21 protein-coding genes and 1 other RNA gene are annotated in these 25416 nt (G+C 46.5%); 12 read left to right on the top strand and 10 right to left on the bottom strand.

Annotation, left to right across the window (positions count from 1 at the left end):
* The first annotated feature begins 8 nt into the window (after window positions 1-8).
* Complete coding sequence (locus Q1A41_RS09810; RefSeq protein WP_299977915.1) at window positions 9-212, top strand: helix-turn-helix transcriptional regulator; 204 nt, start codon at window positions 9-11, stop codon at window positions 210-212.
* Between the two features lie 53 nt (window positions 213-265).
* Complete coding sequence (locus Q1A41_RS09805; protein ID WP_299977912.1) at window positions 266-1777, top strand: DUF1570 domain-containing protein; 1512 nt, start codon at window positions 266-268, stop codon at window positions 1775-1777.
* A gap of 93 nt (window positions 1778-1870) precedes the next feature.
* Here the strand turns inward: Q1A41_RS09805 and Q1A41_RS09800 are convergent, their stop codons facing one another.
* From Q1A41_RS09800 to Q1A41_RS09790, 3 genes are all read right to left on the bottom strand, one after another.
* Window positions 1871-2242 (bottom strand): YacL family protein, encoded by a 372-nt coding sequence (locus Q1A41_RS09800; protein WP_299977908.1) that lies wholly within the window; start codon window positions 2240-2242, stop codon window positions 1871-1873.
* Window positions 2243-2274: 32 nt separating this feature from the next.
* Window positions 2275-2997: a spermidine synthase gene (locus tag Q1A41_RS09795; RefSeq protein ID WP_299977905.1), complete on the bottom strand. Its 723-nt coding sequence runs from the start codon at window positions 2995-2997 to the stop codon at window positions 2275-2277.
* A gap of 178 nt (window positions 2998-3175) precedes the next feature.
* Entirely contained in the window at window positions 3176-3733 is a 558-nt protein-coding gene (locus tag Q1A41_RS09790) for a carboxymuconolactone decarboxylase family protein (RefSeq protein WP_299977902.1), read from the bottom strand.
* Between the two features lie 158 nt (window positions 3734-3891).
* Between Q1A41_RS09790 and Q1A41_RS09785 the strand changes: the two genes are divergently transcribed.
* Window positions 3892-4470, top strand: a complete 579-nt coding sequence (locus Q1A41_RS09785; protein ID WP_299977899.1) for a TetR/AcrR family transcriptional regulator — start codon at window positions 3892-3894, stop codon at window positions 4468-4470.
* Window positions 4471-4547: 77 nt separating this feature from the next.
* On the opposite strand, the gene Q1A41_RS09780 is transcribed toward Q1A41_RS09785, so the two are convergent.
* Window positions 4548-7400 (bottom strand): hypothetical protein, encoded by a 2853-nt coding sequence (locus Q1A41_RS09780; protein ID WP_299977896.1) that lies wholly within the window; start codon window positions 7398-7400, stop codon window positions 4548-4550.
* 322 nt (window positions 7401-7722) lie between these two features.
* Between Q1A41_RS09780 and Q1A41_RS09775 the strand changes: the two genes are divergently transcribed.
* Window positions 7723-8088: a hypothetical protein gene (locus Q1A41_RS09775; RefSeq protein WP_299977893.1), complete on the top strand. Its 366-nt coding sequence runs from the start codon at window positions 7723-7725 to the stop codon at window positions 8086-8088.
* A 129-nt stretch (window positions 8089-8217) separates the two neighbouring features.
* Here Q1A41_RS09775 and Q1A41_RS09770 read toward each other — a convergent pair whose 3' ends face one another.
* Entirely contained in the window at window positions 8218-8844 is a 627-nt protein-coding gene (locus tag Q1A41_RS09770; protein ID WP_299977890.1) for a CatA-like O-acetyltransferase, read from the bottom strand.
* Between the two features lie 171 nt (window positions 8845-9015).
* Between Q1A41_RS09770 and Q1A41_RS09765 the strand changes: the two genes are divergently transcribed.
* Together Q1A41_RS09765 and chrA are read left to right on the top strand one after the other, a co-directional pair.
* A complete protein-coding gene (locus Q1A41_RS09765) occupies window positions 9016-9936 on the top strand; it encodes a sterol desaturase family protein (RefSeq protein ID WP_299977888.1) in 921 nt (306 codons plus the stop codon).
* Window positions 9937-10050: 114 nt separating this feature from the next.
* Window positions 10051-11262, top strand: coding sequence for a chromate efflux transporter (chrA, locus tag Q1A41_RS09760; protein WP_299977886.1), 1212 nt, complete (start codon window positions 10051-10053; stop codon window positions 11260-11262).
* Between the two features lie 27 nt (window positions 11263-11289).
* On the opposite strand, the gene Q1A41_RS09755 is transcribed toward chrA, so the two are convergent.
* The 3 genes from Q1A41_RS09755 to rapA all read right to left on the bottom strand — a co-directional run bounded on the left by Q1A41_RS09755 (window position 11290) and on the right by rapA (window position 15388).
* Entirely contained in the window at window positions 11290-12117 is an 828-nt protein-coding gene (locus tag Q1A41_RS09755; protein ID WP_299977883.1) for an RluA family pseudouridine synthase, read from the bottom strand.
* Between the two features lie 19 nt (window positions 12118-12136).
* Window positions 12137-12418 carry a hypothetical protein gene (locus Q1A41_RS09750; protein WP_299977880.1) on the bottom strand — a complete coding sequence of 94 codons (282 nt, stop codon included), beginning with the start codon at window positions 12416-12418 and terminating at the stop codon, window positions 12137-12139.
* A 129-nt stretch (window positions 12419-12547) separates the two neighbouring features.
* Window positions 12548-15388, bottom strand: coding sequence for an RNA polymerase-associated protein RapA (rapA, locus tag Q1A41_RS09745; protein ID WP_299977877.1), 2841 nt, complete (start codon window positions 15386-15388; stop codon window positions 12548-12550).
* Window positions 15389-15630: 242 nt separating this feature from the next.
* Here rapA and Q1A41_RS09740 point away from each other — a divergent pair, with 242 nt between their 5' ends.
* From Q1A41_RS09740 to trxA, 3 genes are all read left to right on the top strand, one after another.
* A complete protein-coding gene (locus tag Q1A41_RS09740; protein WP_299977874.1) occupies window positions 15631-16530 on the top strand; it encodes an MBL fold metallo-hydrolase in 900 nt (299 codons plus the stop codon).
* A 459-nt stretch (window positions 16531-16989) separates the two neighbouring features.
* Entirely contained in the window at window positions 16990-17904 is a 915-nt protein-coding gene (locus tag Q1A41_RS09735; protein WP_299977871.1) for a GAF domain-containing protein, read from the top strand.
* A gap of 184 nt (window positions 17905-18088) precedes the next feature.
* On the top strand, window positions 18089-18943 hold the full coding sequence (trxA, locus tag Q1A41_RS09730) for a thioredoxin (RefSeq protein ID WP_299977868.1): 855 nt from the start codon (window positions 18089-18091) through the stop codon (window positions 18941-18943).
* Window positions 18944-19290: 347 nt separating this feature from the next.
* Here the strand turns inward: trxA and Q1A41_RS09725 are convergent, their stop codons facing one another.
* Both Q1A41_RS09725 and Q1A41_RS09720 read right to left on the bottom strand, forming a co-directional pair.
* A complete protein-coding gene (locus Q1A41_RS09725) occupies window positions 19291-19902 on the bottom strand; it encodes a glutathione S-transferase family protein (RefSeq protein ID WP_299977865.1) in 612 nt (203 codons plus the stop codon).
* Between the two features lie 162 nt (window positions 19903-20064).
* Window positions 20065-21984: an EAL domain-containing protein gene (locus Q1A41_RS09720; protein ID WP_299977863.1), complete on the bottom strand. Its 1920-nt coding sequence runs from the start codon at window positions 21982-21984 to the stop codon at window positions 20065-20067.
* A 570-nt stretch (window positions 21985-22554) separates the two neighbouring features.
* Between Q1A41_RS09720 and Q1A41_RS09715 the strand changes: the two genes are divergently transcribed.
* The 3 genes from Q1A41_RS09715 to dnaX all read left to right on the top strand — a co-directional run.
* Window positions 22555-23685, top strand: coding sequence for a phosphoserine transaminase (locus Q1A41_RS09715; protein ID WP_299977859.1), 1131 nt, complete (start codon window positions 22555-22557; stop codon window positions 23683-23685).
* A 128-nt stretch (window positions 23686-23813) separates the two neighbouring features.
* An RNA gene (gene ffs / locus Q1A41_RS09710) (signal recognition particle sRNA small type) lies at window positions 23814-23910 on the top strand.
* 213 nt (window positions 23911-24123) lie between these two features.
* Window positions 24124-25416: DNA polymerase III subunit gamma/tau (dnaX, locus tag Q1A41_RS09705; protein WP_299977856.1), on the top strand; the 1293-nt coding region annotated here is incomplete at its 3' end.

Below are 25416 nucleotides of genomic sequence, written 5' to 3'. Positions count from 1 at the left end.
CAAAAGCTATGCCTATAGTGGTAAATCTAGATGTGATGTTGGCTAAACGCAAAGTTAGCTCAAAAGAGCTGGCTGAAAAAATTGGGATTACACCGCAAAACTTATCGGTGCTTAAGACGGGCAGGGCAAAGGCCATACGTCTTGAAACACTAGAAAAAATTTGTCGGGTTTTGGATTGCCAACCTGGTGATTTGCTTGAGTTTAGAGAGTAAATCTGCCTAACAATTGGAATATGTAGTAAAACAAGGAAGCAGGGAGTAGTTACATGCTATTTAATAAATCTAAAGTAGGGCTTTTTACCTTATTTTTTTGGGGACTTTCATTGATCTCTGCAACGGCAGTTAATGCTGAGTTGCTAGAAGAGGATTGGCTCCGTATTGAGAGTAATCACTTTACGGTGTATAGCGCTTTGGGCGAAAAGAAGTCGAGGGAGATTGTATTAAACCTTGAAGCATTTAGGCGTGCTGCTTTGGCGCTTACTAATATTCATCAGGCAAAGCCCAGAGTCCCCACCAAAATTTATTTAGTAAAGAAGTCGCACCTTTCGGAATTAGACATCTCTCGGAATATCGCAGGGTACATACGGCCTGAAGTTGATAAAAATACAATTTTTGTTTCCCATAGCCCAAGATTTGATGGTAGTACCGTTATCTATCATGAGTACGTGCATTTTCTATTGAGGAATCACTCCCAGCAACGTTATCCTCGTTGGTATGATGAGGGCTTTGCTGAATACTTGGCTTCTGTAAAAACAACTGACAAGCATTTCCAGGTGGGGCAAATTGCCGAACACAGGCTGTCGAGCCTGCAATATGGCGATTGGTTAAATGTACGAAGTGTAATCAACCCAATAAAAATGGATCAGTGGTCAGATGAAAAGTATTCTCAATTCTATGCGAACGCTTGGTTGTTAGTACACTTTTTAAATAATCACCCTGATTTTAAAGGACGGCTTTCTGAAAGTCTAAGCAAGTACTTTAAATTGAAGAATCAGGGTGTCGACAATATAGATGCTTTTGAAAGTGCCTTTTCAATAAAGGTTAGCCGCCTAAATGCAAGGCTAAAGAGCTATTTCCGTAGAGGCAGAGCCACAGCCATCCAGTACGATAAAGCTATTTTGCTAAACGGGATTAGCGTCAATATGCACTCTATGCCAAAGGCTGAAGCAGCAATGGTTTTGTCTGAGTTTGCAGTGGCGTCGAAAAATAATTTGGCTGGAAAGTGGTTGGAAGAAGCCGGAAAAAACCCTGATCAATTGGTAAAGGTTAAGCTTTTAGAGAAGAAACTATCTATCGGGAAAAATAGGAAAGATGGCGAAAAATTAAGTGAATACTCACTGGATGACTTTTCCGAAGAGCTGAGTGATTTTGAAGATTTGATTCAGCAGGCCAGAAATATTGTTGATTACCTTCAAGCAACTAGGAGTCGTGATCCAGATATGATCGCGCTTGCTAGGGCTTATTTGTTGAAGGCTTGGAAGCAAGATAAGGAATCCCCAGCAGTATATTTTTACTATGGGAAGCTGTATCTCATTGAGGGTAAAGACTCGGCGAAGGCAATAGATATGTTGGCTGAGGCGGAGTACTTTCTGCCTGCTAACCTGCAAATTAGACTTAATTTTGCAAGGGCATTGGCATGGGCAGGAAAGAAATCCGAGGCCTATGCCAAAGCAGAGTCTGTGGCAAACTGGACCCATGAAGGCTCGGGCAATCATAAGTACGCCAAGCGCTTAATGAAGGAAATTAGTTCTTCACAAGATTCAGATAAAAAGCAATAATCTAAATCCTAAGTAGCCAAACAGGGCGCTCAAATGGCCACTGTTTGGCTTTTGGCCGAGTCTAGCATTAGTTAAGATAAAGGTGCATCGAGTCTAGTTAGAACCATGCGTATTAATAAAATGCCGCCATTCCAGCAAAACATCTTTAAAATCTGCTAAACCACAGGCTGAGCGAAGCTCGCTTTCATAGAGTTCAGTGTTTTCAGGTAACTCAGTTTCCATGTCTAAACTATTGGCCAAGATTTCTACTTCATCATCACTGATTAGAAGGCGAAATTCTCGGCCTTGCTGCTGATGTTGCAGGCTTTCTTTCGCTTCAATTTTTAACACCGTTTCTAGGAGCTTGTTGATGTTCTCGATGTGGCTGCCAAGCTCATCATTAAACCAGCGCCCTAAAGCTTCGTGCCCCATGGAAAAATCTATGGCGATTTGCTGTTGTTCATTTTGACTGATGGAATATTCCATGGGTACCTCGTGCTAAATCAGCTGGCTATGATTTAGGCCAGCTTACAAACGTAAACGGAGTTGGTGGACTCTTGGTTCATAAAGGGATTGTAAAAAGAGACAATATGAGAATTGACCTCTGGGAATACCGTTCTTAGTAGAGCTTCGAAGCTGGCTTCGGGAAGGTTTTGCGACCACATGGCGAATACGCCTTCTGGCTGTAGTTTCTTCGCCATATTGGCTAGGTTTTCCGTGCTGTAAAAACTGGCATTTTCGGAGTTTAAATACTCTGTTGGGGAATGATCGATATCAAGCAATATCGCATCGAACTTTTTGCTATGATCATTTGGGTCAAAGTTCAGCGCGGGGTCACTGGCGAGCTCAAAAAAACTGCCTAGAATATAGCGATTGCGCGGGTCGGCATTGAGTTCTTTACCAAGTGGTACGAGCTCTTTTTGGTGCCATTCAATAACGGTTTCTATCGCATCAACCACCAGTAGCTCGCTCACCCGCGAATCACGCAAAGCGGCGGCGGCGGTGTAGCCCAAACCAAGCCCGCCAACTACGACAGAAAGTTGTTGTTTGCCGCTTGCCGCTAGACCGAGATCTGCAAGGGCTTCTTCGGCATCGACAAACATGCTGGACATTAGGAACTCATCGTTGAGTTTTACTTCGTAGATATCCCGGTCACCTAGAGCAGGGATTTTCCGGCGGCGTAGGCTGATATCTCCTAAAGGGGATATTTGATGATCAATTTCTTCAAATAATGGAGGCATGGTCTAAATTGGTCGATTAGCTGGCGCTAGAGTCTAACATATACCGGTAACTACGACCTTATTCCTTTCACTGTTGACCATTAAGTGATCGTTTTAACTCTACCTGCCTCGCAAAATTCGTATAGCCTAGAATTAGCTCAAGAGGGCAAAGCATTGACGTGCTTTGCCTGTTTGAATGCTATGCCTGTGGCTTTTTCCAAGCTAAGGGCTCAGAGCCTTTATCCAAGGGGGTTTGCATTAGGTGGTTGGCGTAGTTGGATATCGTTTTATGGGCGATACCAATGATGACGTCCATAATATTTTCTTTGTTATAACCTGCATCCAAAAACGCCTGTACCTGATCATCATCAGCCCAGCCGCGTTGGCGGATCATAATAAGCGTAAATTGGCGTAGAGCTTCTAGCTTGGAATCTTTGTAACTTGTTACATTTCTCGCCGAATCAATGACTCCTGGGTCTATATTATCCATCATGGCTAGGCCGGTATGGCCTGTCATGCAGTACTCGCAGCCGTGCTCGGCGTTGGCAGTAAACCACATAACATGTTGTTGTTCTTTGCTGAGGCTACCTTTGACTACAGCTTTTGAAAGCGCCATATAGGCTTCGGCCGCAGCGGGTGATTCTGAAAGCCCCGCGATCATATTGGGAATCATGCCATAACCAGCTTGAGCTTTTTCCAGCAGTGCCTTGCGTTTGGGATGGTCTGTTTCGGTGGTATGAAAAGTAAACTCTGCCATGCTGACTCTCTCTATTTGAACTGTTTGTAATATTCAATATCATTAATTGTACATGTGTGTACAATTGGATTAAAACAAAAGCAATGTGGGAAAAATAGAGGCAAATTTGACAAGGTTTTTCTATAATCACCTGCAATATGAATTAAGCGGTGGTAACTATGGCTCGGGCTAGGCAATTTGATCGCGAAGCGGCATTAGACTTGGCCATGAATGAGTTTTGGCGTAAAGGTTATTGTGCTGTGTCGGTTAAACCTCTGTGTGAACAGATGGGTATTACTCGCTCAAGCTTTTATCATAGTTTTGGCTCGCTGGATGCCTTGTTTGAGGAGGTGATGTCGCTTTATCTTAGCTATAACCCAATGCTAGAGCTTGACGATCAGAATTTAACGGCGGCCCAAGCAATCCGGCGTTGTTTTAAAGTGCTGTGTAAGCTACGGGCGAAAGACAAGCAGCATCGCGGTTGCTTAATCATAAATAACTTAAACGAAAGTTATGCAATGCCACCAAAGACTGCCAAATCCTTGCAGGCTAAAATTGACAATAGCATAAGTGCTCTTGAAGCAAGCGTTGAGCGTGCGAAGTCAGAAGGCCTGATCAGCCCAACCCAAAATAGCCGGGCGCTAGCCTTGTGCTTACAGTCTTTAGCTACAGGTATCAATACCTTATCTATGCAGGTGCATAATGAAAAAGAGTTGTGGGAGATTGCAGATACCACTTTAAGTGGTCTAGGTGTTTAGTGCTATAAAGGGCCCACTTTAAGCGCATGTGGGCCTTGAAATTATCTTTAGGCTAAACAAAGTTTGCAACTCAACACTTAAGGATCAAAGGTGATAATGCCATTATTGATTAAGGCCTGAAGAATAGCAGCTTCACCACTTGCCAGGCTACTTAGATCGAGATCAACGAGTACAATTTCCTGAGTATTGCCATTAAAAGATCCGTCACCATCAATGTCGATGCGTATGACGGTATCGGTGATGCCATTGTCTAGAGTTGGGCGTACATTTCCTTCGATGGAGTTTAGGTGGTTGGTATTGGGGAGCATCTGATCAGTACTGATAAATTGAATATCTAAGAAATCGGTAATGTCGTCACCAGCTGTTGGATCGTAGTTAACCAGAAGATCGGATAAATTGATCACATCTTCGGTAGTATTAAAGTTATAAATGGTATCTTGATTTGTACTGCTACTGCTTAAGTTATCAGCTTGAGAAAATACAAAAGTATCGTTACCTGCGCCGCCATCCATAACATCTAAACCACGCCCGCCGCGAATAATGTCGTCTCCATCGCCGCCTGATATGCTATCGTCCCAACGCCCGCCGTCTATGTTGTCATTACCGTCGCCGCCTAGAATGATATCCATACCTGTGTTACCGATTAAGGTATCGTTGCCATCGCCGCCATCAATCAGGTCATCCCAACTACCACCGTCGATGGTGTCGTGTCCCTGGCCACCATAGTTTTTATCTTTTCCGTTTCCAGAATTTAAAACGTCATCACCTTGGCCGCCATGTAATTCGTCGAATCCAGTTTGGCCAAAAATAGTGTCATTCCCATCTCCACCATATAGGGTATCCCAGCCGCCACCGCCGTCGATGGTATCGTTCCCATCAAAGCCACTGATCTGATCATTACCGTCGAGCCCAAAAAGATTGTCGCCATTACTTAAGTTTGTTCCTTCGATAATATTGGCCCCACTTGTGGGTACGATTAAGGTGAGGGTCGCGTCACTGCTCTGGGAAAAACTGTCACTGATGGTGTAGCCAATTTGCTCATCGCTATCAATATTCTGAGTGGCCGCCTGAAACTGATAGCTGCCGTCGCGATTAAATATCAATTGGCTTAGATCGTCTTGATTCGTTAAGGTTAAGGTGCCGCTTGCGCTCACTGAATAGTTATATGTTTGGCCGTTGTTGGTAGTGCTGTTTTGGTTGCTTACTGCGCTCTCTAAACTAATTTGGCTGCCGCGATACAAAATTTGGCTTACTCTAACAGGGCCACTAAAAGTGTCAGCCCCTTGGCCGGTCAGCACATTTCCTGTGATCAATTGACCGTGAAATTCAGTGCTATCGTCATTGGCTTGCAATGCGGGTGTGACGATAAGCTGTTCTAATATTGATGTGTCATTACTGCTAATAGCATTGCCCGCAGAATCAAGGTTTGTCGCTATAACTGTTACTGTATCACCTTGATTAAACGAGCTTAAATCTACATTAAGATTGAATTGCCCACTGCCATTGAGGTTGGCTTGAGTTTGAATTTGGTTACCGCTCTGATCTTGAATGGTAAGTTGAACGAAATTATTGGCGCCTGCCTCTCGTTCTACTTGGCCGATAATGTTGGTATTACTAGCGTCAGCAATATTAATTAGCCCATCACCACCATCAATAATGGCAACGGAAATGCTACCTTCATTGAGAGCATCAATGCGGCTATTATCACTGGCATCTAAGCTATTACCGGCCTTGTCCATTACTGTCGCAGTGGCCAAAACTGCATCACCACTTCGAAAGCTTGTTAGATTAACAAATGCTTCATAGCGGCCAGAAGCATCGACTGTGGCGTTAAGCTCTAGCTCATTTGAACTCTCATCACGAATGATCAGCTTGACGGTATCGCCAGTTTGAATTTCGTTGCTATCTACTATGCCATGTAGACGAACACGGCCTAGTTCATCAGCGCTCAATAACTCATCACCGCCGTCATCAATGTTTATAGTTACAAGACCTGCAACGTCACTATCAATAAAACTCTTGTCAGTAGCCGTTAAGGTATTACCGGCTGTATCAACAACGGTAGCGAGGGCAGTTACTTCTCCGGTAAATGATGTGAGGTCAACGTCTATGCTGTAACTGCCATCTTCTTCGAGTATCGCGGTAGTATTGATAACATGATTTTCCTCATCCGTAATTCGTAGGATAACTTGCTGATTGGCGATGTTTTCGGAGCCTTGAAACTGCCCGCTGATTGTTAAAGGAGCTTGTTCGCTGGCATTAATAATATCATCGCCGCCATCGTTAATGACTACGTTGAGTGTACCGCTTACCGCAAGGTCAATTAGGCTATTGTCTTCGCTATTGAGCTGATTGCCAGCGGTATCCGTCAGGGTTGCTGTTGCCGTTAGGGTGTCGCCATCATTGAAAGCGCTGAGGTCAAATGACGTTTGATAATTACCGTTTGCCTCGAGCAGGGCGCTACCGGAAACCGTTTGACCATTTTGGTTGCTAACAGAAATTTGAATCAAACTACCCGCAGTGGCCTCATATCCCAACGCTGAGCCGCTAATAATTACCGCTGCCACTTCTTGTTGGTTCAAAACTCCGTCAGAGCCGTCCTGAATCTCAATGCTTAGTTCGGCCAGAACCTCAGTATCACTATTATTTGAGTTATCTAGGGCATTAAAGGTTACCGCTTCACCTGCTTGGGTCTCAAACCCGGCTAGTGGTACAACTTCTTGTCCACTTAAAGTAAAGCGAACAGCATTGGCCAGGCTTGAGCCTGTTCCTCCTTGAGCGCCGGCGGCTGATGGATCAAGGTTCAGAATATCTTCTAATGCTTCGCCTTGATCAAGCAGCTCCTCGATCTTGTTAATCGAAGAAAACTCTTCCAGATCAAGATCTTGCGGTTCTTTTTGGCTTGAGTTGCTCAATCCTTTAGTTGCCATAATTCCCATTTCTCCCGCGTAGTTCAGGTGCTCAGCGGTACCAGAACTAGTGCTAAATTCTCAATGTATTATTAAAAATAGGTGCTTTTGCCCTAAATGCAATAATGTGAAATCTATCACAAAAAAGCTGTATTTGAGCTGAGTGGCCAATCGGGGCTTGAAAATAAGCAGAAAGTGCTAGGTGTGCTGGCCAGCCGTCGTTAAGTGCCGTAGCGATATGAGCACCCTTAGAGCTTGGTAAGCGAATGTAATCGGAAAGATCGCCGCTGTTACTGACAATAACTTCAGGTTGAAGGAATACTTATCTGACATGAGGTCTTTTATGAATATACATTGTCTAACTTGGCTTGTTGCGCTCGTGTTCTTAACTGCCTGTGCAGTTGCACAGGCAGAGGAATCGGCACCCCTGGCGGCCTACGAGATTGTTACTGGAGAAACAGATTTAAGCGATGCACCCTTTGAGCAACAGCTGATTGTAAAGTGTCCTGAGGGTAAGCGGGCCTTGGGTGCGGGCTGGGCGGTATTGGATAAAACTGGAGCAATTAAACAAGGTCGAGTCAGTTATTTTATGCCGTCGTATGATGGTTCCGGCTGGATGATTAATGCATCTGACGATAGCGACTGGCTCGGGGCTTGGAAGATTCGATTGCGGGTAATGTGTGCCAAAGTTCAAATGTTCGATTTTTAAGGCCTTGCTGAATACTGGCTCTTGCGTTAACTAAATTCACGGCTTATTTTTTGTTTTTACCTACTATTATTCTAGTGCTCTCGTTGTTTTAGCTTTGCGGGTTAAGGTTACTTAGCCCGTTTTTTAATTCTAAAAGCGGTTAATCAAATCTTGTAGCGCTTCTATAAAAATACCCATGTGGTAGCCATCAACAAAGCCATGGTGCACATGAACAGAAAAGGGGAGGCTTAAGGATTCTGCGCTCTTGTTAAGCTTGCCTATGGAAATTTTGGGGCAGCTTTCTTCTGCTTTAAAAGTCCGTGCATGACTCATGCTGCTAAATCCTAGCCAGGGAAGCGCGGAAAAATGCAGTGTGTCTGGGCGGGCAGAGTCTTCGTCAAGCTGGATTTGTTGAGCGTTTAAGGCTTGCACAGCTTTGTTTTTATAAGCTTGGCAGTGTTGCTCGAAATTATCGTTAAACTCGATAAATCCAAAGCTAAATAATTTATTTTCGCGAAGAAAAACGTTTGATATATGTGTTGTCTCGAAGTGGTAGACATCATTGCCTACGATACGATAACGCATATTCTCAACTTGGTTAGCCGCTTTGGTGGCCAAGAAGAGGAGGGCGGCACTGAAAGAGAAACCATTAGCTTTGCTTTGCTGATAGAGCTTTGCTACCTGTAGTTCCACGCAGACACCCCAGTAAGGCTCTTGCGCACTACGGTAAAACTCAAAATGTTCATTGCGCGACCAGGTCGCTATGTCGATCTTCACAAGGGGCTCCTGTACTCAAGGGGCGCATCTTATGGTTTAGCCATTAAAATGTCATCCATTTATCGCCGTTTGACCAGTAGCTAAATTAAAGGGTAACATTGTTTCCTCTGCTTGCTTTGGCTGTTTGCAGAACGAGACAACAATAAAGAAAATCGAGTAACGATAAAAATTATGCAACGTCTAATGCCCTATATGGCTTTCCCACTGGTTTTAATCGGTGGCTTGTTTTTGTGTTATGGCTTATTTGTTCCTTTGGGCGAGCCTGCAATAGCGCCCTTTGTGGTGATGTTATTGTGGACTATCCCTTGGATGTTGTTGTTGGAGTGGTGGACACCTTTTCGCCGTAAGTGGTCTGAAAGCCACAACGATGTATTAACCGATACTTTATATCTATTGTTTATTCAATCGCTATGGCCACGCTTGCTGTCTGCTGTTTGGATTGGCCTTTTAGCCTCGGCGACGATTTGGTTCAGTGAAAACATTACTCTATTTGCGGGTCAACCTTGGCCTCATGAGTGGCCTCTTGTCTTGCAGTTAACGTTAGCGCTGGTGCTGGCTGAGTTTGGTCGCTATTGGGTGCATCGTTGGGCGCATGAGGTTTCGTTACTGTGGCGCTTTCATGCGGTACATCATAGTGCTCAGAGGCTATATTGGCTAAATGCCGCACGCTTTCATCCGGTAGAGAAAATACTTCTTCATATTCCTGAAACGGTGCCGTTTATTCTTCTGGGTGTGAACGCTGAGGTATTGGCTTTGTACTTTGTAACAACTGGCATCCACGGTTTGTTTCAGCACTCCAATATTCGTTTAAAGCTTGGGCCCTTGAATTACATTTTTGCCATGGCTGAATTACACCGATTCCACCATTCGAAAATCATTCGGGAATCCAATACCAACTATGGCAATAATCTTATTATTTGGGATCTAGTGTTTGGCACCTTTTATTGGCCTAAAGATCGAGATGTGGCCGAAATAGGCTTATTAAACCCCGATTACCCCAAAGATTTTACAGGGCAGCTAAAAGCACCATTTCATAAAGCAAAGCTCGATAAACCAGCGGATTACGCCAGTAACCCTGAAAAGTATCAGTAGTGTTTTTACATTGCATGGGGGTTAGACACGATGGCATAAACATCGGCTATTGCCTTGGTACTGTCATCTATTCGACATAGAATCAATACTTTAGTCGAATGGTAAGCAAACCTTATGAGCTCCGCGAATTCTAATCCTAGCTCCTCCCAAAAGGCTTCTACGTCTGAAGTTTTTGTGGAGTTTTTAAAGCTTGGGCTTACTTCATTTGGTGGGCCTGTTGCTCATATTGGTTTTTTTCAGCGGCGTTTTGTTGATCAACTGGCTTGGCTAGATGCAAAGCGCTTTGCAAGCTTACTGGCTTTGTGTCAATTTTTACCCGGGCCTGCCAGTAGCCAATTGGGCTTTGCAATTGCTCTTCAGCGCGGAGGGCTTTGGGCCGCGGTGGCTGCTTTTTTCGCGTTTACCTTACCCTCCGTACTCATTTTGCTTTGCCTCGTGGCTATTACGCCTTATCTGCCCCAATGGCTATATAGCAATATGTTTGGCGCTCTAAAGTTGCTGGCTGTTGTAGTTGTGGCGGATGCGCTCTGGGGGATGGGGCAGAGCTTGTGTAATAGCCTTTTTAAGCGCATCTTAGCGCTTGCGGTGGCTTTGGCCTTATCTATTGGCAGTATTGGGCCTTGGCCGCTACTGTTGCTGGCGGCGCTGCTCGGGCTGTTGTTTATCCCTGTGACCAACAAGCTGGCGCCAGATAGATCAAAGTTTACCATCAAGCGCTCCTCGGTAGTTTGCCTAGCTACCTTTTTGGGTCTTTTGCTACTAACGATGCTGCCAAAGCCGGATGTTGCTGGGGGAGATCAGCAGGCGTTGTTATGGTATTTGGCCAGTGAGTTTTATCAAGTTGGCTCTTTGGTATTTGGTGGTGGCCATGTGGTATTGCCTTTGTTACAAAGCAGCGTATTACAGCCTGGCTTGCTGAGTGAGGCCGAATTTCTAAGTGCGTACGGATCGGCTCAGATAGTACCTGGTCCTATGTTCAGTATAGCGGCCTACCTTGGTGCTGTTGCCGGTGCACAGAGCTTGTCTTTGCAAGGCGCTGTCGTGGCTTTGCTCGCTATATTTTTACCGGGTTTTTTACTGTTAATGGCGGTGTTGCCGTATTGGCAAAAAGTAATGAATAATCGTCAATTAGCGGCCGTTGTGGCTGGGGTCAATGCGGCGGTTGTCGGTTTGTTATTGGCGAGTTTCTTTCACCCAGTACTGAGCAGTGCTATTTATTCTTACTCGGATGTGGTGGTGGTAGCGTTTGGCTTTTATGCGATTCGCTTTTTAGGCTGGTCCATGTTGTATATCTTGCCCTTATTGCTGCTCGCTGCAGCGATTTGAGCATTAGCTTTGGCTTTATAGAAATAATTATTTGAGCCAGTTTTTGCTATCGATTTCAAATAGCTGTTGATCACCTCGGTGATCTTGAAAGGCCAGTTTCTGCGCGCATAATTGCAGGTTTGAAAGTGCGCTTGAGGGGCTGGGGTTGTAGCGTTGGTCGCCAATCAATGGATAACCCAATAAAGCTGCATGGCGTCTTACTTGATGTTTACGGCCGCTAAGAATCTTTACGGCAACAAGGCTGCGATTACCGTCTAGAGTTTTTAGCAGGCTGAACTCACTGTGCGCTGTTTTTTCATCGAGAGGCGCATCGATTACCTTTGGGGCTGTTGGAAATAATCCTTCAACAATAATATGGTAGCACTTATCAATATCGTGATTTGCAAAGAGCTCGCTCAAATGGCGTGCGGCGGCTTTATTGTGGGCCAGCAAAATGAGCCCGCAGGCATCTTGATCTAGGCGGTGAACAATACGACAGGGACGGCTAAGTTGCTGTTCGGCCACTCTGACTAAGGCGCAGTGATCGCCATAGCGGCTTCCTTGGCTACGCATTCCACGAGGTTTTATCCAAACGCTATAGTCTGTTTTATCAGCAAGTAATTCAGTGGATAGGGCTTGTTCAGCCAAGATGGTGGGGTGATAGTAAAAGTGCAGTTGTGAGATGTCTTGACAGTGCTCACTATTACGCCGCATAGGAATGACTTTTTTGCCGCGCTGTCGCCAGACAGCGCCTTTAGTCATGGCTTGTTTGATTAGGCTGCGTGAGAGCCCTGTGTAGTGGCTTAACAAATCCAATGGGCGAGCGGACTTTTCTTGTTCTGATATCGTTATATGGAATTCTTTTGGCTCGCTCATGCTGTTGCCGCTTGTTCGCTTAGTGAGCGTCGAACATTTGAATCATATAACCGCTGTCCAATGCCTCGGCCAGCGCTTTATCGTTTTTAAGCATCTCAGCATCAAGCTTTTCGTTGGGGATTAGCTTTCTTTTTTCGATGTGAATATCGTGAAAGCCTTCTTTGAATAAAAATATTTGTGCTAGCTTTTCGGCGCCAAACATATCTTTAAAGTCGATGTAAACGATAAAAGGAATGCTGTCGCCAATTTTAAATCCTGGCTGTTCTTTTTTTGATTTGGCGCTTGCTGAGAAAATAAACATAATAAATCCAAGGCCGCAAAAAGTTGCGGCACTGTTGTAGGTCTAAAAATTAATACAATGTTCGCTAGGATCCCGCTGAGCATGACTGGGTTTTTCAGAAGTGCCCTAGTTATAGAAGTACCCTAGTTTTTAAGTCGTTAAAGCAATGCGGATAGCATCAAGATTGAGTTTGGCGGTACCGATTGCTTCGCAAATTAACGCGCGTTTTTGAATCAAGTGTTCAACTTCTTCTTGTCGAATATTAGGGTTCACTTGGGCTAATGCCTGCAAACGTTCAATTTCTTCGCCCAGTTGAACATTGGCTCTATCTAAAGCGGCCTGTCGTTGGCGCTCTTGCTCGGGGGAGACCATTTGCTCGGCTTTATCGATCAAAGCGGTAATGGCGTCGCGTCCTTGGCGAGCAATTTCTTGGGCGGTTCGCTTCGGTATTTTCTGGCCCAACTGATTAAAGTGTTCAATTTTAATGATATTGGAAAAGTCTTTGTCATTGGCATCTACCACAATGCGAACTGCTTGTACGGGCAAGTAGCGATTAATTTGCAAATGCTTTGGTGCTTGGCAGCTCATGGTGAAAATAGCTTCAAGCAACAAATTGCCAGCTTTTAAAGGTGGTAGCTTTATGCTGCAAATACAAGTGTTGCCCTTATCGCCGCTGCGGATCATATCCATCGCGCCGACTACCATTGGGTGCTCCCAGCTTAGAAACTGCATATCATCGCGATGGAGGGCTTTTTGTCGGCTTACTGTGCCGGTAAAGCCGTCTTCGGGCAGGCCAGGAAAGTGGCCTTCGCGCATATGGTCACCTGGGCGCATGATCAAGGTCGCTTCACTATGCGCTTCGCTCTCTACGCCATAACTGTCGAACACTTTCTCAAGATAATCGAGTAGTTCGCCGTCGTTTTCATGTTCGCTAATGTTGTCTACAAGCTCTGTGGCGTGTTCTTTATTGAAAGAACTCAGTTCAAGTAGGTGGTTGCGCCCTTCGGCTAGCTTGGCATTCAGAGCCTCGCGTGCTTCAAAGGTTTTTTGATGCAGCTCGTGGTGATCGGCATCGGCTTTAAGTAATGCTTGATCGAGCTCTGCGGCAAATTGCTGGCGTAGATGGTGGGCGCCAGGGCAAGCATGTTCAAAGGCATTCAGGCCTTGGTGGTACCAGTTGAGCAAGACTTCTTGTGCCGTATTTTGGTAGTAGGGCACATGTATCTGGACAGTATTTTCTTGCCCAATGCGATCCAGGCGGCCAATGCGCTGTTCTAGTAAATCTGGGTTGCTAGGCAGATCAAACAATATTAAATGTTGGGCAAACTGGAAGTTACGGCCCTCACTGCCAATCTCAGAACAGATCAGTATATCGGCGCCGTCTTCTTGATCAGCAAAGTAGGCGGCCGCGCGATCTCGCTCTAGCAAGCTCATGCCTTCGTGGAAAACGGCGCTGGCCAAACCCATACGTAAACGAATATGGGACTCTAAATCCAATGCGGTATCAGCATGGTGGCAAATCAGTAAGGTTTTTTCATGGCGATGCTGTTTTAGCCAATCTTTCAACCACTGCACGCGCGCGTCGTGGTTCAGCCAGCTAAGCCCCCATTGGTGCTCGGCTTGTAAAACGCCATCTAAGCCCTGTTCAAGCTCGCTATGTTGATCAACCCAACCTTGAGGTTTTTCGAGCGAGTAGGGTATTAACTTGCGGCTTGGGAAGCCCGCTATATTGTCACGGGTGTTACGCATTAGCACCCGACCTGTACCATGTTGATCAAGAATCCTAGCAATAGCGTATTGCGATGCTGCCTCAGCATCGAGCTGCTGATAGTGGCTCCATTGATGCTCACCCAGCCAGTCTTGTAATTGCTGTGTTTGCTCTTCACTTAGCGTCGTTGCATTTTGCAGGGCGACCACCAGCTGATTAACGGCGGTGTAGTCGTCTTCTTCAGCAAGGTATTGCCCAAGACTTGGGTAGCGGTCAGGGTCCAATAGTTGCAGGCGGGCAAAATGACCTTCAATGCCAAGTTGCTCTGGTGTTGCGGTTAATAGCAGTAAGCCACGGCTATGTTCAGCCAGCTGCTGCACGCATTGGTATTCTTGACTTGGGCCGGTCTCGCTCCATTCTAGGTGGTGAGCTTCATCGACCACTAATAAGTCCCAGTCGCAGGCCAAGGCATCTTGCAAACGTTCTGGGTTTTCTTTTAGAAAGCTAAGCTGAGTTATGATCAGCTGGCTGCTTTCAAAGGGATTTTCATCTTCTTCGATCGCCTCGCAGCGGCTTTTGTCGATAATGCTAAAGCTTAGATTAAAGCGGCGTAGCATTTCGACCAGCCACTGATGCACCAGGCTGTCTGGCAGCACAATCAGCACTCGTTCGGCCATGCCGGTAAATAGCTGCTTGTGGATGATCATGCCGGCTTCAATGGTTTTACCTAGGCCAACCTCATCGGCCAGTAGCACGCGCGGCGCATAGCGGCTGGCGACCTGCTCGGCGATATAGAGCTGATGTGGCAGAAGCTGCACACGAGCGCCAGATAGGCCTTGTACAGGTTGATTGCCAATCGCCTCAAGCTCTTGCAGGGTTCGGTAACGCAGGGCAAAGCTACGCGGGGAATCCAATTGACCAGCAAACAAGCGATCTTTCGGCGCACTAAACTGAATAAAGCTGGTAAGTTCAAGTTCACTGACATTGACCTCATCACCGTTTTCACTGCGCCCGGCATACAATAATATACCTTCGTCTTCTTCAATCAGCTCGATAGTAAAGCGTTGATTGTCAATGGTGCTGACTTCATCGCCTTTGTGATAGATCACGCGGTTAAGGGGGGCATTATTAATGGCGTAGTGACGGCGCTCGCCAACTGCCGGGAAGCTGATTTCTACCATACGCTCGTCGGCGTCGACAATGATGCCAAGGCCTAGCTCAGCTTCGGTATTACTTACCCAGCGTTGGCCGGGGCAAAAACTGTGTATCGATAAATCTGACAAGAGAAATCCTGTTTTATGCTGGTGACGCTTAAAATAAAGGCGGCGATGATAGGTCTATGTGGCGGTGCTGACAAGGTTTCATCCCGCTAAGCTGGTATTAACATGGGCGTATGCGGTAATTTGAGCAGCCTTACGTTACTGGATGGTTAACAGGCATTCGCCTTTTTGTTACCTTAGCAGGCTATCGAGTCATAGGCCTTTGGCTCTAATAATAGTTCATAGCGACTCAGTGAGAGGAAATTATGCCCGCCAAATTTATCAAAACTGTCAGTACCGTAGCTGCCTTGCTAAGTGTAAGCGCCATGGTATCGGCCCAGCAAGACTTTTCAAAGGTTGAAATTACGCATCAGCCTGTTGCTGGTTCTATTTTTATGTTGCAAGGCTCAGGTGGAAATATTGCTTTGTTGGTGGGCGAGCAGGGCAACTTGATGGTGGATGATCAATATGAGCCCTTGGCGCCTAAAATTAAAGCAGCCATTGCCAAGTTGAGTCAGCAACCTGTACGTTATGTATTGAATACCCATTGGCATTTCGACCACACCGGTGGCAATGCCGAGTTTAATACCGGGGAAGCCTTGCTGATTGCCCAAGATAATGTACGCAGCCGTATGTTAAGTGGCGGTGAAATCAAAACCTTCAACGCCAAGATACCACCGGCCAAGAAAGAAGCACTGCCAGAACTGACCTTTAAAGAGCGGATGCAATTGTATTTCGCTGGTGAGGATATTGAAGCCCTAGCCGCGCCCAATGCCCACACCGATGGAGATGCGGTAGTCTTCTTTAAAAATAGTAATGTTGTTCATATGGGCGATTTGTATTTCAAAGGCGTCTTTCCATTTGTTGATCTTAGTAGTGGGGGCTCCGTCCCTGGTGTTTTGGCTGCGGTAGAAGCGGCATTAGGGCGTATGGACGACAAGACGAAAGTCATCCCAGGTCATGGTAGCCTGAGTAATAAAGCTGAATTAAGTGAATACCGTGATATGTTAAAAGCTTCTATTGCAGCAGTGGCACCTTTAAAGAAGTCTGGAAAGAGCCTGCAAGATGTGCAAGCCGCCAAACCTCTTGCGCATCTTAATGAGCGTTATGGCGGTGGCTTTATCAAGCCCGACCTTTGGTTGCAGTTTGTTTATCAAAGCTTGTAGGTCTGCTTAAAAAAGCCCCTTTTATAGGGGCTTTTCCTTTAGTTCTTGTCTCTGAAAACTCATTAAGCAGCTATAGCTGCGCCTATTTTGTCTCTTCATAGATCCTAGTGTTATCCCCTGCGTTTTCCTGTCTTAATTGCCTAATAAATAGTGCTTAATTGAACCTAGCCTGACTAAAAACAATAAAAACTTAATTATCACTAGAAAACCAATCAAAAGTACTAGGTGATTTAGTTGTCTTTATGAGGTTTATCACCGATATTTGTCTTGTAGCGTAGTTTTTGCTTTTGAAACTTGAGGGATGAATAGGCAATGCTATGTTTTATAGAGGTTGTCCATTACCGGATGTTATGGCACCTCGATCTTGGCGAGCTATGTGCTCATAAACTCTGCTAGAGGTATTAGCTGCGCACTCCAGGCAGTTTGTTCCGCAAAGTGCCCAACAAAGGGGTTACACGAGTGATTAATAAGGATCAATGGCTATTAGAGTCAGACTCTGCAAATTTCTGTCTCAATAAATGGCAAAAAACCGTAGGCCTCATGGCTGAGCTATACGACGCCCCTGTAGGTCTAATAATCCAGGCCAATGGCCAGGGTTTTCAATATACCGCATCTAACTTTGGAAACCGGGGGCCTTACCCAGCGGGTATGACCTATGCACAGGATGCCAATGTGTTTGCAAAAACCGTTGTTGATAGCGGTGAAACTTTATACGTGGCCGATGCCCAGGCTGACCCGCGCTGGTCCGATAACCCTGAGGTTGTAGAAGAGGGCTTTTGCTCTTTTCTTGGGATGCCCATTCTATGGCCTGATGGCACGGCCTTTGGTTGTATCTGCGTTATGGATCATTCCATTACGGCCTATGGCGATGCCTTTATGCGTCTGATGGTGCAACTGCGCGATTTGATTGAACAGGATCTGCAATTATGGGATCAGTTCGAGTTAATGCGTGAAATGGCGCTTAAAGACCATCCTGATGATATGTATAACGCCCAGGGCTTAAGTACATTGGGGCAGTCTTGTATGCAATTTGCTCGACGCTATGGTTTTGATATCGGCGTAATCGGTGTCAGCATTGAAGGCTTAAGCCAGAGTGAAGATGGCAGCTATGAACAAGCGCTTTCAGCGATAGGTGATACTATCCAAACTCGTTTGCGGGGGTCAGACGTGGTCGCTCGCATGCGCGATGACAGCTTTGTTGTTGTAGCCTTAGCGAATAGCCCAGAGGAAATTGAGTTATTGAGTCAACGCCTTCAGGAGGCGGTTGATGGGCTAGGTGAAGCGTATAGCTTATCTTGCACTCAGCAATTCTACCCCTTGGATAAAGCGCCGAATGTCGAAGCCATGTTAAGTGGGGCGGCCGCCGTCGCTTAGTAAGGTTACCATCCAGGCAAGTCTAAAGCAGCGAGCTTCAAGCTTCTCGTATTGAGGCTCGTTCAAATCTCTTGTTCTCCTTGAATTTCAGTATACTTAACCCCATTTCCAATATATAAGAAGCCTTGCCGTGGAATGCCTCTCTGTGCAAGCTAATGTCTCAAACTATTCTTGGAAGCCTTAAATGAGCGAGTTTATTGTTGATATCACGATGGAAAATGCCCAGCAGTTGCTGATTGATGAGTCTATGCAGCGGCCAGTGGTCATCGACTTTTGGGCGGATTGGTGTGGCCCTTGCAAAAGTCTTATGCCGATACTGGAAGGCTTGGCTAATGAATACGCCGGCGCCTTTTTATTGGCTAAGGTTAATGCCGATGATCAACAACAAATTGCCGCTCAATTTGGAGTGCGCAGTCTGCCAACGGTAGTGGTGATGCAAAACGGCCAGCCAGTCGATGGTTTTCAAGGGGCGCAAAGCGAGGTGCAGGTTCGTGAGGTTTTAGCGAAATACCTGCCCAAACCTTGGGATGCACTGTTACAGCAGGCTGCACCTTTACTGCAAGAAGAACAGTGGGCCGAAGCACTAGAGCTATTGCGCCAAGCGTATGAATTATCATCGTCAGATATCGCTATTGGTAAAACACTGGCCCGTGTTTATCTGGAGCTGAATCGCTGCGCTGAAGCCGAAGCTATTATTCAAAGCATTCCAATGGCTGAACAGGATGCACAATATGAGCAGCTGCTAGCACTATTGGATCTAAAACAGAATGCGGCTAAATCCCCAGAAGTTACGGCACTAGAAGAAGCCTTGGCAGCAGATCCTGAAAATATCGACTTGCAATTGCAGTTAGCCATTCAGTATTCCCAGCATCAGCATTCTGAAGAGGCGCTGGAGCTGTTGTTGAGCATGTTGCGTAAAGATATTAACTGCAAAGAAGGTGAGGTAAAGAAGACCACCTTAGATATTATCGCTGCGTTGGGTAAAGCTGATCCTTTGGCGATCAAATATCAACGTCAAGTTTTTAGCTTGCTTTACTAGGGTGCATAAGGCCTTTTAGCAGATAGATCACCGAGTAGCAGTAGTTTAAACATCATAACAGCCGCATAGTAAGACTTTAACTTGGGCTGGTGATTTGGCGACTAGGCTCCTGGATGGAGCGGGTAGCTGCATGACTATTGTGCTCGGAGCAAAATAGGGCTTGCCCGCAGGGTGAGTAACTGGATGTTACCAATCCGCGCAGCGTTGGAGCGGAAAATCACTAGCCCGAGTTCGAGTCTGGCTAGAATACAAGGAGTTAAAAAGCCCGACATAAATATTAATGTCGGGCTAGGGGCGGCAACTTAGGCCAAACAAATTTAGCCTTATTTGTGTTTGCTTATCCGTTTTTAAGCTTGCGCACTTGGACGCGCTGAAACAGCTTCACGCCAGCGTAGCAAATTAGTGTGACGCTCTTCTGGGTTTAGCTTCATAACGCGAGCAAAATCAATAGCGCATATTGCAGTGATGTCGGCAATGCTGAAGCTGTCACCTGCGATAAACTCATTTTGGCTAAGTTGGTGATCTAAAACATCATAAAACTTAATCGCTTGCTCGCCGCAGACCTCGCCCCATTCTTTTACCGGTGTTTCGCGATCTTTAAAATATCCGGTCACATTTCTAAAGCAAAAGCCGACGTTCATCATAAGATTAAATTCCACAAGACGCTGCCACATATCAATACGGGCTTTATCTTCTGGAGTGCTACCCATTAGAGGGGTATTGCTAGGGTCAGATTCTTCAAAGTAGCGGCAAATCGATACGGTTTCGCTGATGTAGCTGCCATTGTCCAATTCCAACACAGGGATTCTGCCGCCAGGATTCTTGGCTAGAAACTCAGGGCTAATATTTTCACCCGCCACAATATCTACCTGTACATACTCGATGTCGATACCTTTTTCAGCTAAAAACATGCGTACGCGTCGGCCATTGGGGGTGGTTTTGGTTTCGAATATTTTCATGCTTGGATCCTGTATTGGGTTTTTCAGCTTATAGTAGAGCTTCAAATATCGAGAAACAATAGAAATCCTGCGCTTGAAAGGTTTGCGAGCTACGTTTAAGTTTCTTTCTTCAAGACGTTGCGAGAAAGGCTGCTAAAGTGGCACTTTTGGCGCTGGCGTACTTTAGTTAGAGCCTAGATTGAGTTCACCTTGATTATCATCGTTGTCTTCTTTGCCAATAGAGCGGGTGATATCAAAGCTTGGGTCCAGTAAGCGACGGTGCTGCTCTTGAATGAAGTCTTCAAGGTGCGGTGCTGGCATGGGGCGCGCAAATAGGCTGCCTTGAAATAAATCACAGCCATAAGTTTTTAGAAGTAGCAGATGATGCCTGAGTTCCACACCCTCAGCGACAACTTGCAGGCGATAGTGCTGGCCAATCGCTAAAATGGATTTTACCAACACGACGTCATCGTTATTGTGCTCGAGCTCGCTGATAAAGGAGGTATCAATTTTAAGCTCTCGTATAGGCAGCTTTTTCAAATAACTCAGCGAGGAAAAACCGGTTCCAAAATCATCCAGTGAGGTGTAAATGCCCATATCGCGCAAGCGGTTGATCAGTTCTACCATGCTATTGAGATCTGACATGAATGTGTTTTCAGTAATCTCTAGCATTAAGAAGCCTGGCGGCAAATCGTGCTTTTCACAGAGCGCTTCAATAATTTTAATAAAGCTCGGGTGTTCCAGTTGTTGTGGACTTACATTGACCGACAAGCGAATGCGATGATCGGGGTGCAGGCGCAGGTTAAGTTTATGAATCTCAGCTACGGCATTTTGTAGCACGCGTTTGCCAAGCTCAATAATAATGCCTGATTCTTCGGCAATAGGAATAAATGTTCCTGGGCTGATATCTCCCCATTCAGGGTGGTTCCAGCGACATAAAGCTTCAACCGCGACCGGTCGATAGTGTCGGTCAAATTGCAATTGGTAATTCAAATCGAGCTGCTCATTGGCGAGTGCTTTATGCAACTCATTCTCCATGGCAATGCGTCGATCTACGGCCTCGTAAATAGAGGCGTGGAATACCTGTACGCGATTGCGGCCATCTTGTTTGGCAAGGTACATCGCCATATCGGCTTTCTGTAAGGCCGACTCACTGGATTCGTCGCCAAGTGGAAATACCATAACACCAATACTGGCGGTAATGTGGCAGTCACCGGACTCAAGGGGAATGGGGGATTCTAATGATTGCAGCAGTTTATCAGCCAAGTGGCTGGCGTGAGCGGTGGCGGTTTCAATATTGCTGTCTAGATCTTCCATGAGCACGACAAATTCATCGCCGCCAAGCCGTGCAAGGGTATCTTGGCTGCGAATTAAACCCTGAAGGCGAGCAGAAAACAATTGCAGCAGTTCATCGCCCGCCGCATGGCCGCGCGAGTCATTAATATTTTTAAACCGATCAAGATCGATAAACAGCAAGGCAAGTTTATGTGAGCGGCGGCGAGAGTTTTCAAAACTCTGTTCTAGCCTATCTAAAAACAGGCGGCGGTTTGGCAGGCCAGTTAAGGCATCATAGTAAGCGAGATAAATCGCTTCTTCTTGGGCGCGTTTGCGTTCGCTGATGTCACGAAAAACAACCTGTAAGACTTCACCACCTTCAATGGGCAGCGCGGTAAGTAGAATTTCTACCGGAATAGCATAATTGTCTTTGGTGCGAGCCTGCCACTCAAAAGTGTGGCTACCTTGGCTATGCGTTTTAAAGATCATCTCCTGGAATTTCTCCAGGCCTAGGGAGCTTTCGGTTTTGCTAATGCGTACAAGCTGCATTAAACCCATGCCGAGAACATCGTGCTTGGCGCTGTAGCCAAATAGTTTGAGGGCGGCTTGGTTGCAATCCATTACCGCACGTGATTGCAGTACAAAATGAGCGTCGCCGGAAGCTTCAAATAAAATGCGATACTTTTCTTCGCTGCGCTGGAGCTTCTGCTCGATGCGTTTCCAGCGGTTTAGGTCTTCATTGAGCAGTCGGTTGGCCTCAGCCAACGCTTCGATTTGCTCATAGCTTGCTTGCGAGTTCAGCTTGTTAGCTTCTTCGTCTTTTATCATTATGGCTATTTACCTATTACTGCAGCCGCAGGGCAGCCTGAGGACGACTCAGGTGCCAACTGTTTGGGGGCCTTAGGTTTTGCTGTGGTAGCAACTGGCTTATTTGCAATGTCCATTTATTCCTTGCGCCTGTTCATCTGCTTGCCAACTTTTGCCTGACGGATTGCCTGACCTTCTATTCCTGCAAGAGGGTGTTATCTAAGGTTCTATTTCTTGGTCCTTGTCAGGCATTTAAGCGATAGATGTTCCAGTGTCATCGAATACGCTATGAAAACAGTTGCCCACTAGGCGGCAAGATGCTTCAAAGTGTTATTTCATGTGCCAAATTGGCACCATTCGATTGGACCGCTACTTCTATTAGCCTAGCCTTTTTTTGGCGTTATACAAACCGCAGGACGATTCTATATAGGACAAAGTGCTAAAAAGTAACGTGAATCTTCTTTAGGTGCTATCAGTCGAAGGTATGTGCTTGATAATAAGAAAGAACAATACCTGAAATGCTGAATTCTGGCATAATGCGCCACCTGATCAATTTGCCTATTGATAGGCTCCGATGTAACGAGGCTGTGCATGAGCGCTTTGCTAAAACCAACCGATAAACCCCTTAATCCACACTTCTCTTCTGGCCCCTGTAGTAAACGTCCAGCTTACTCTGTTTCGGCCTTAGACATTAGTACTTTAGGACGATCTCATCGTTCTAGCGTGGGTAAGGCAGCTCTGCAAAAGGCCTGTGAGCAAACTGCTGAATTATTGGGGCTGCCAGAGGGTTATAGAGTAGGGATTGTGCCAGCTTCCGACACGGGGGCTGTAGAAATGGCGCTATGGTCGCTACTGGGGCCGCGGCCTGTCGATGTGTTGGCCTGGGAGTCGTTTGGCCGTGGCTGGATGACCGATATCTCCAAACAATTGCGCTTAGACAATGTGCGTTTGATTGATGCGGATTATGGTCTCTTGCCCGATCTCAGTCAGGCAAATTCGGATCACGACATTGTGTTTACTTGGAATGGGACGACATCTGGGGTGCGAGTTCCCAATGCCGACTGGATTGCTGATGAACGTCAGGGGCTTACGATTTGTGACGCAACCTCGGCGGTATTTGCCATGGATATGCCTTGGCATAAGTTGGATGTTGTAACTTTTTCTTGGCAAAAGGTTCTGGGGGGGGAGGGTGCTCACGGCATGCTGATCCTGAGCCCTAGGGCTGTTGAGCGACTAGAAAACTACCAACCACCTTGGCCATTACCGAAAATTTTCCGATTGACGAAAAACGGTAAGCTTATCGAAGGTATTTTTAAGGGGGCTACCATTAATACGCCCTCTATGCTGGCGGTGGCCGATTATCTAGATGCCCTAAATTGGGTTGAAGAAAACGGTGGCTTGCCTTGGGCTATCGCAAGAGCCGAAGCTAATTTGGCAGTATTACAAAAGTTTGTTGTAGATTATGACTGGGTCGATTTTCTCGCACAGGATCCTGCAACTTTATCGAGTACGAGTGTTTGCTTAACTCTCAAAGCGAGTAATGAGCAACTCAAAGGTATATGTGCATTATTAGCCGAAGAGAATATCGCCTTTGACATTGAATCTTACCGAGACGCCCCAGCTGGGCTGCGCATTTGGTGTGGCGCCACGGTAGAAGCATCCGATTTGGCTAAGATGCTACCTTGGTTGGCTTGGGCCTATCAGCAGGTTTGCGAGGCTTAAGTGCTCGCTTAATGTCGAAATTTGGTTTAAATATCAACAGCCTGATTGGCCTTTGAGCAGCGTAAAAGCTGGGCTTGCATGTTGCTCAAAAAGCGCGGATAATGCCGCGCTCTTGCAATGGTGGCTCTTGTCGGTCCCCTCGCAATGATTAACTACGAACCCCGCCAGGCCCGGAAGGGAGCAACGGTAGTAGTGACATCATGTGCCGGGGTGTGGCTGGCTTGAGCCGCCACCCAAGCTTTCCTTATCGTTTAAATCTCCCCCTTAATACTTCTCTGCTGAAGCACCTTAGCCGGTAATGTAATTCTGAGCCCGCCTTATCTGTCTTTGTGGGCTAGATATTTGATTTGCTTGGCAAATAAAGCGCTACTAACGTAGTGGCCACTGGCTGGTCTGGGATATAATGGCGTAATCGTAGAATAGGAATAAGCAACCGCAATGAGCTATCAGGTATTGGCGCGCAAATGGCGCCCGCGTATTTTCCGTGAAATGGTTGGGCAAGAGCATGTGCTCAGGGCTTTGATCAATGCCCTAGACCATAACCGCTTGCACCATGCTTATCTATTCACCGGTACCCGCGGTGTGGGTAAAACCACTATCGCTCGTATCTTAGCGAAGTGTTTAAACTGCGAGCAGGGAGTGTCGTCAGAACCCTGTGGTCAATGTGGGGCCTGTATTGAAATTGCCGAGGGGCGATTCGTAGATCTTATTGAAGTGGATGCGGCTTCAAAAACCAAAGTGGAAGATACTCGTGAGCTGCTCGATAATGTGCAATATGCGCCGACCCGAGGACGCTACAAGGTGTATCTTATCGATGAGGTGCATATGCTCTCCAACAGCAGTTTTAATGCGCTGCTAAAAACACTGGAAGAGCCGCCCCCGCATGTTAAATTCCTACTGGCCACTACCGATCCTCAAAAGCTACCGGTAACTGTGCTGTCGCGTTGTTTGCAGTTCAACCTAAAGAACATGAACCCCGAGCGCATTGTCGGCCATCTACAGTTTATTCTAGATAAAGAAATGGTGCCCTTTGAAGAGCCGGCACTATGGCAGCTCGGCCGGGCCGCCGATGGCAGTATGCGCGATGCCTTGAGTTTAACCGATCAGGCCATTGCATTTGGCAGTGGCAAAGTGCACGAAGCTGAAGTGCGAGCCATGTTGGGGACATTGGATCAGTCCCATATCGTGTCTATTTGCCAGGCGCTCGCTGTGGCCGATGGTAGTCAAGCGCTGGCGGTCGTTGCTCAAATGGCCGAACAGGCCCCTGACTATGATTCGGCCTTGGCCGAGTTGCTGGCCTTGCTGCATCGGGTGGCTATTGCCCAGGCGGTTCCAGATGCGGTGGATAATAGCGCCGGCGATAAAGATCAGGTTATTGCATTAGCCCAGCAAATGGCGGCTGAAGATGTGCAATTGTTTTACCAAACGGCTTTGCTAGCCCGCCGTGACCTGCCGCTGTCTCCTGATCCACGTGGTGGCTTTGAAATGGCGGTTTTGCGGATGCTGGCTTTTAAGCCGCAGGGCGTTCCTAAAGTGCCTAATAAACCTTTAGCAAACAGTGCGCCCGCTGCAGCGGTGAACGCCGCTACAAATACCGTAGACGCGAACAGTTCTATTGCAAACACAGAATCTCAGGTCGAAAATCCTGCTGCACCTGCACCTGCACCTGCACCTGCACCTGCACCTGCACCTGCACCTGCACCTGCACCTGCACCTGCACCTGCACCTGCA

Source organism: uncultured Pseudoteredinibacter sp. (assembly GCF_947502065.1).
In the GTDB taxonomy this organism is placed as follows: Bacteria; Pseudomonadota; Gammaproteobacteria; order Pseudomonadales; family Cellvibrionaceae; genus Pseudoteredinibacter.
This window is presented reverse-complemented; position numbering and strand designations above follow the sequence as displayed.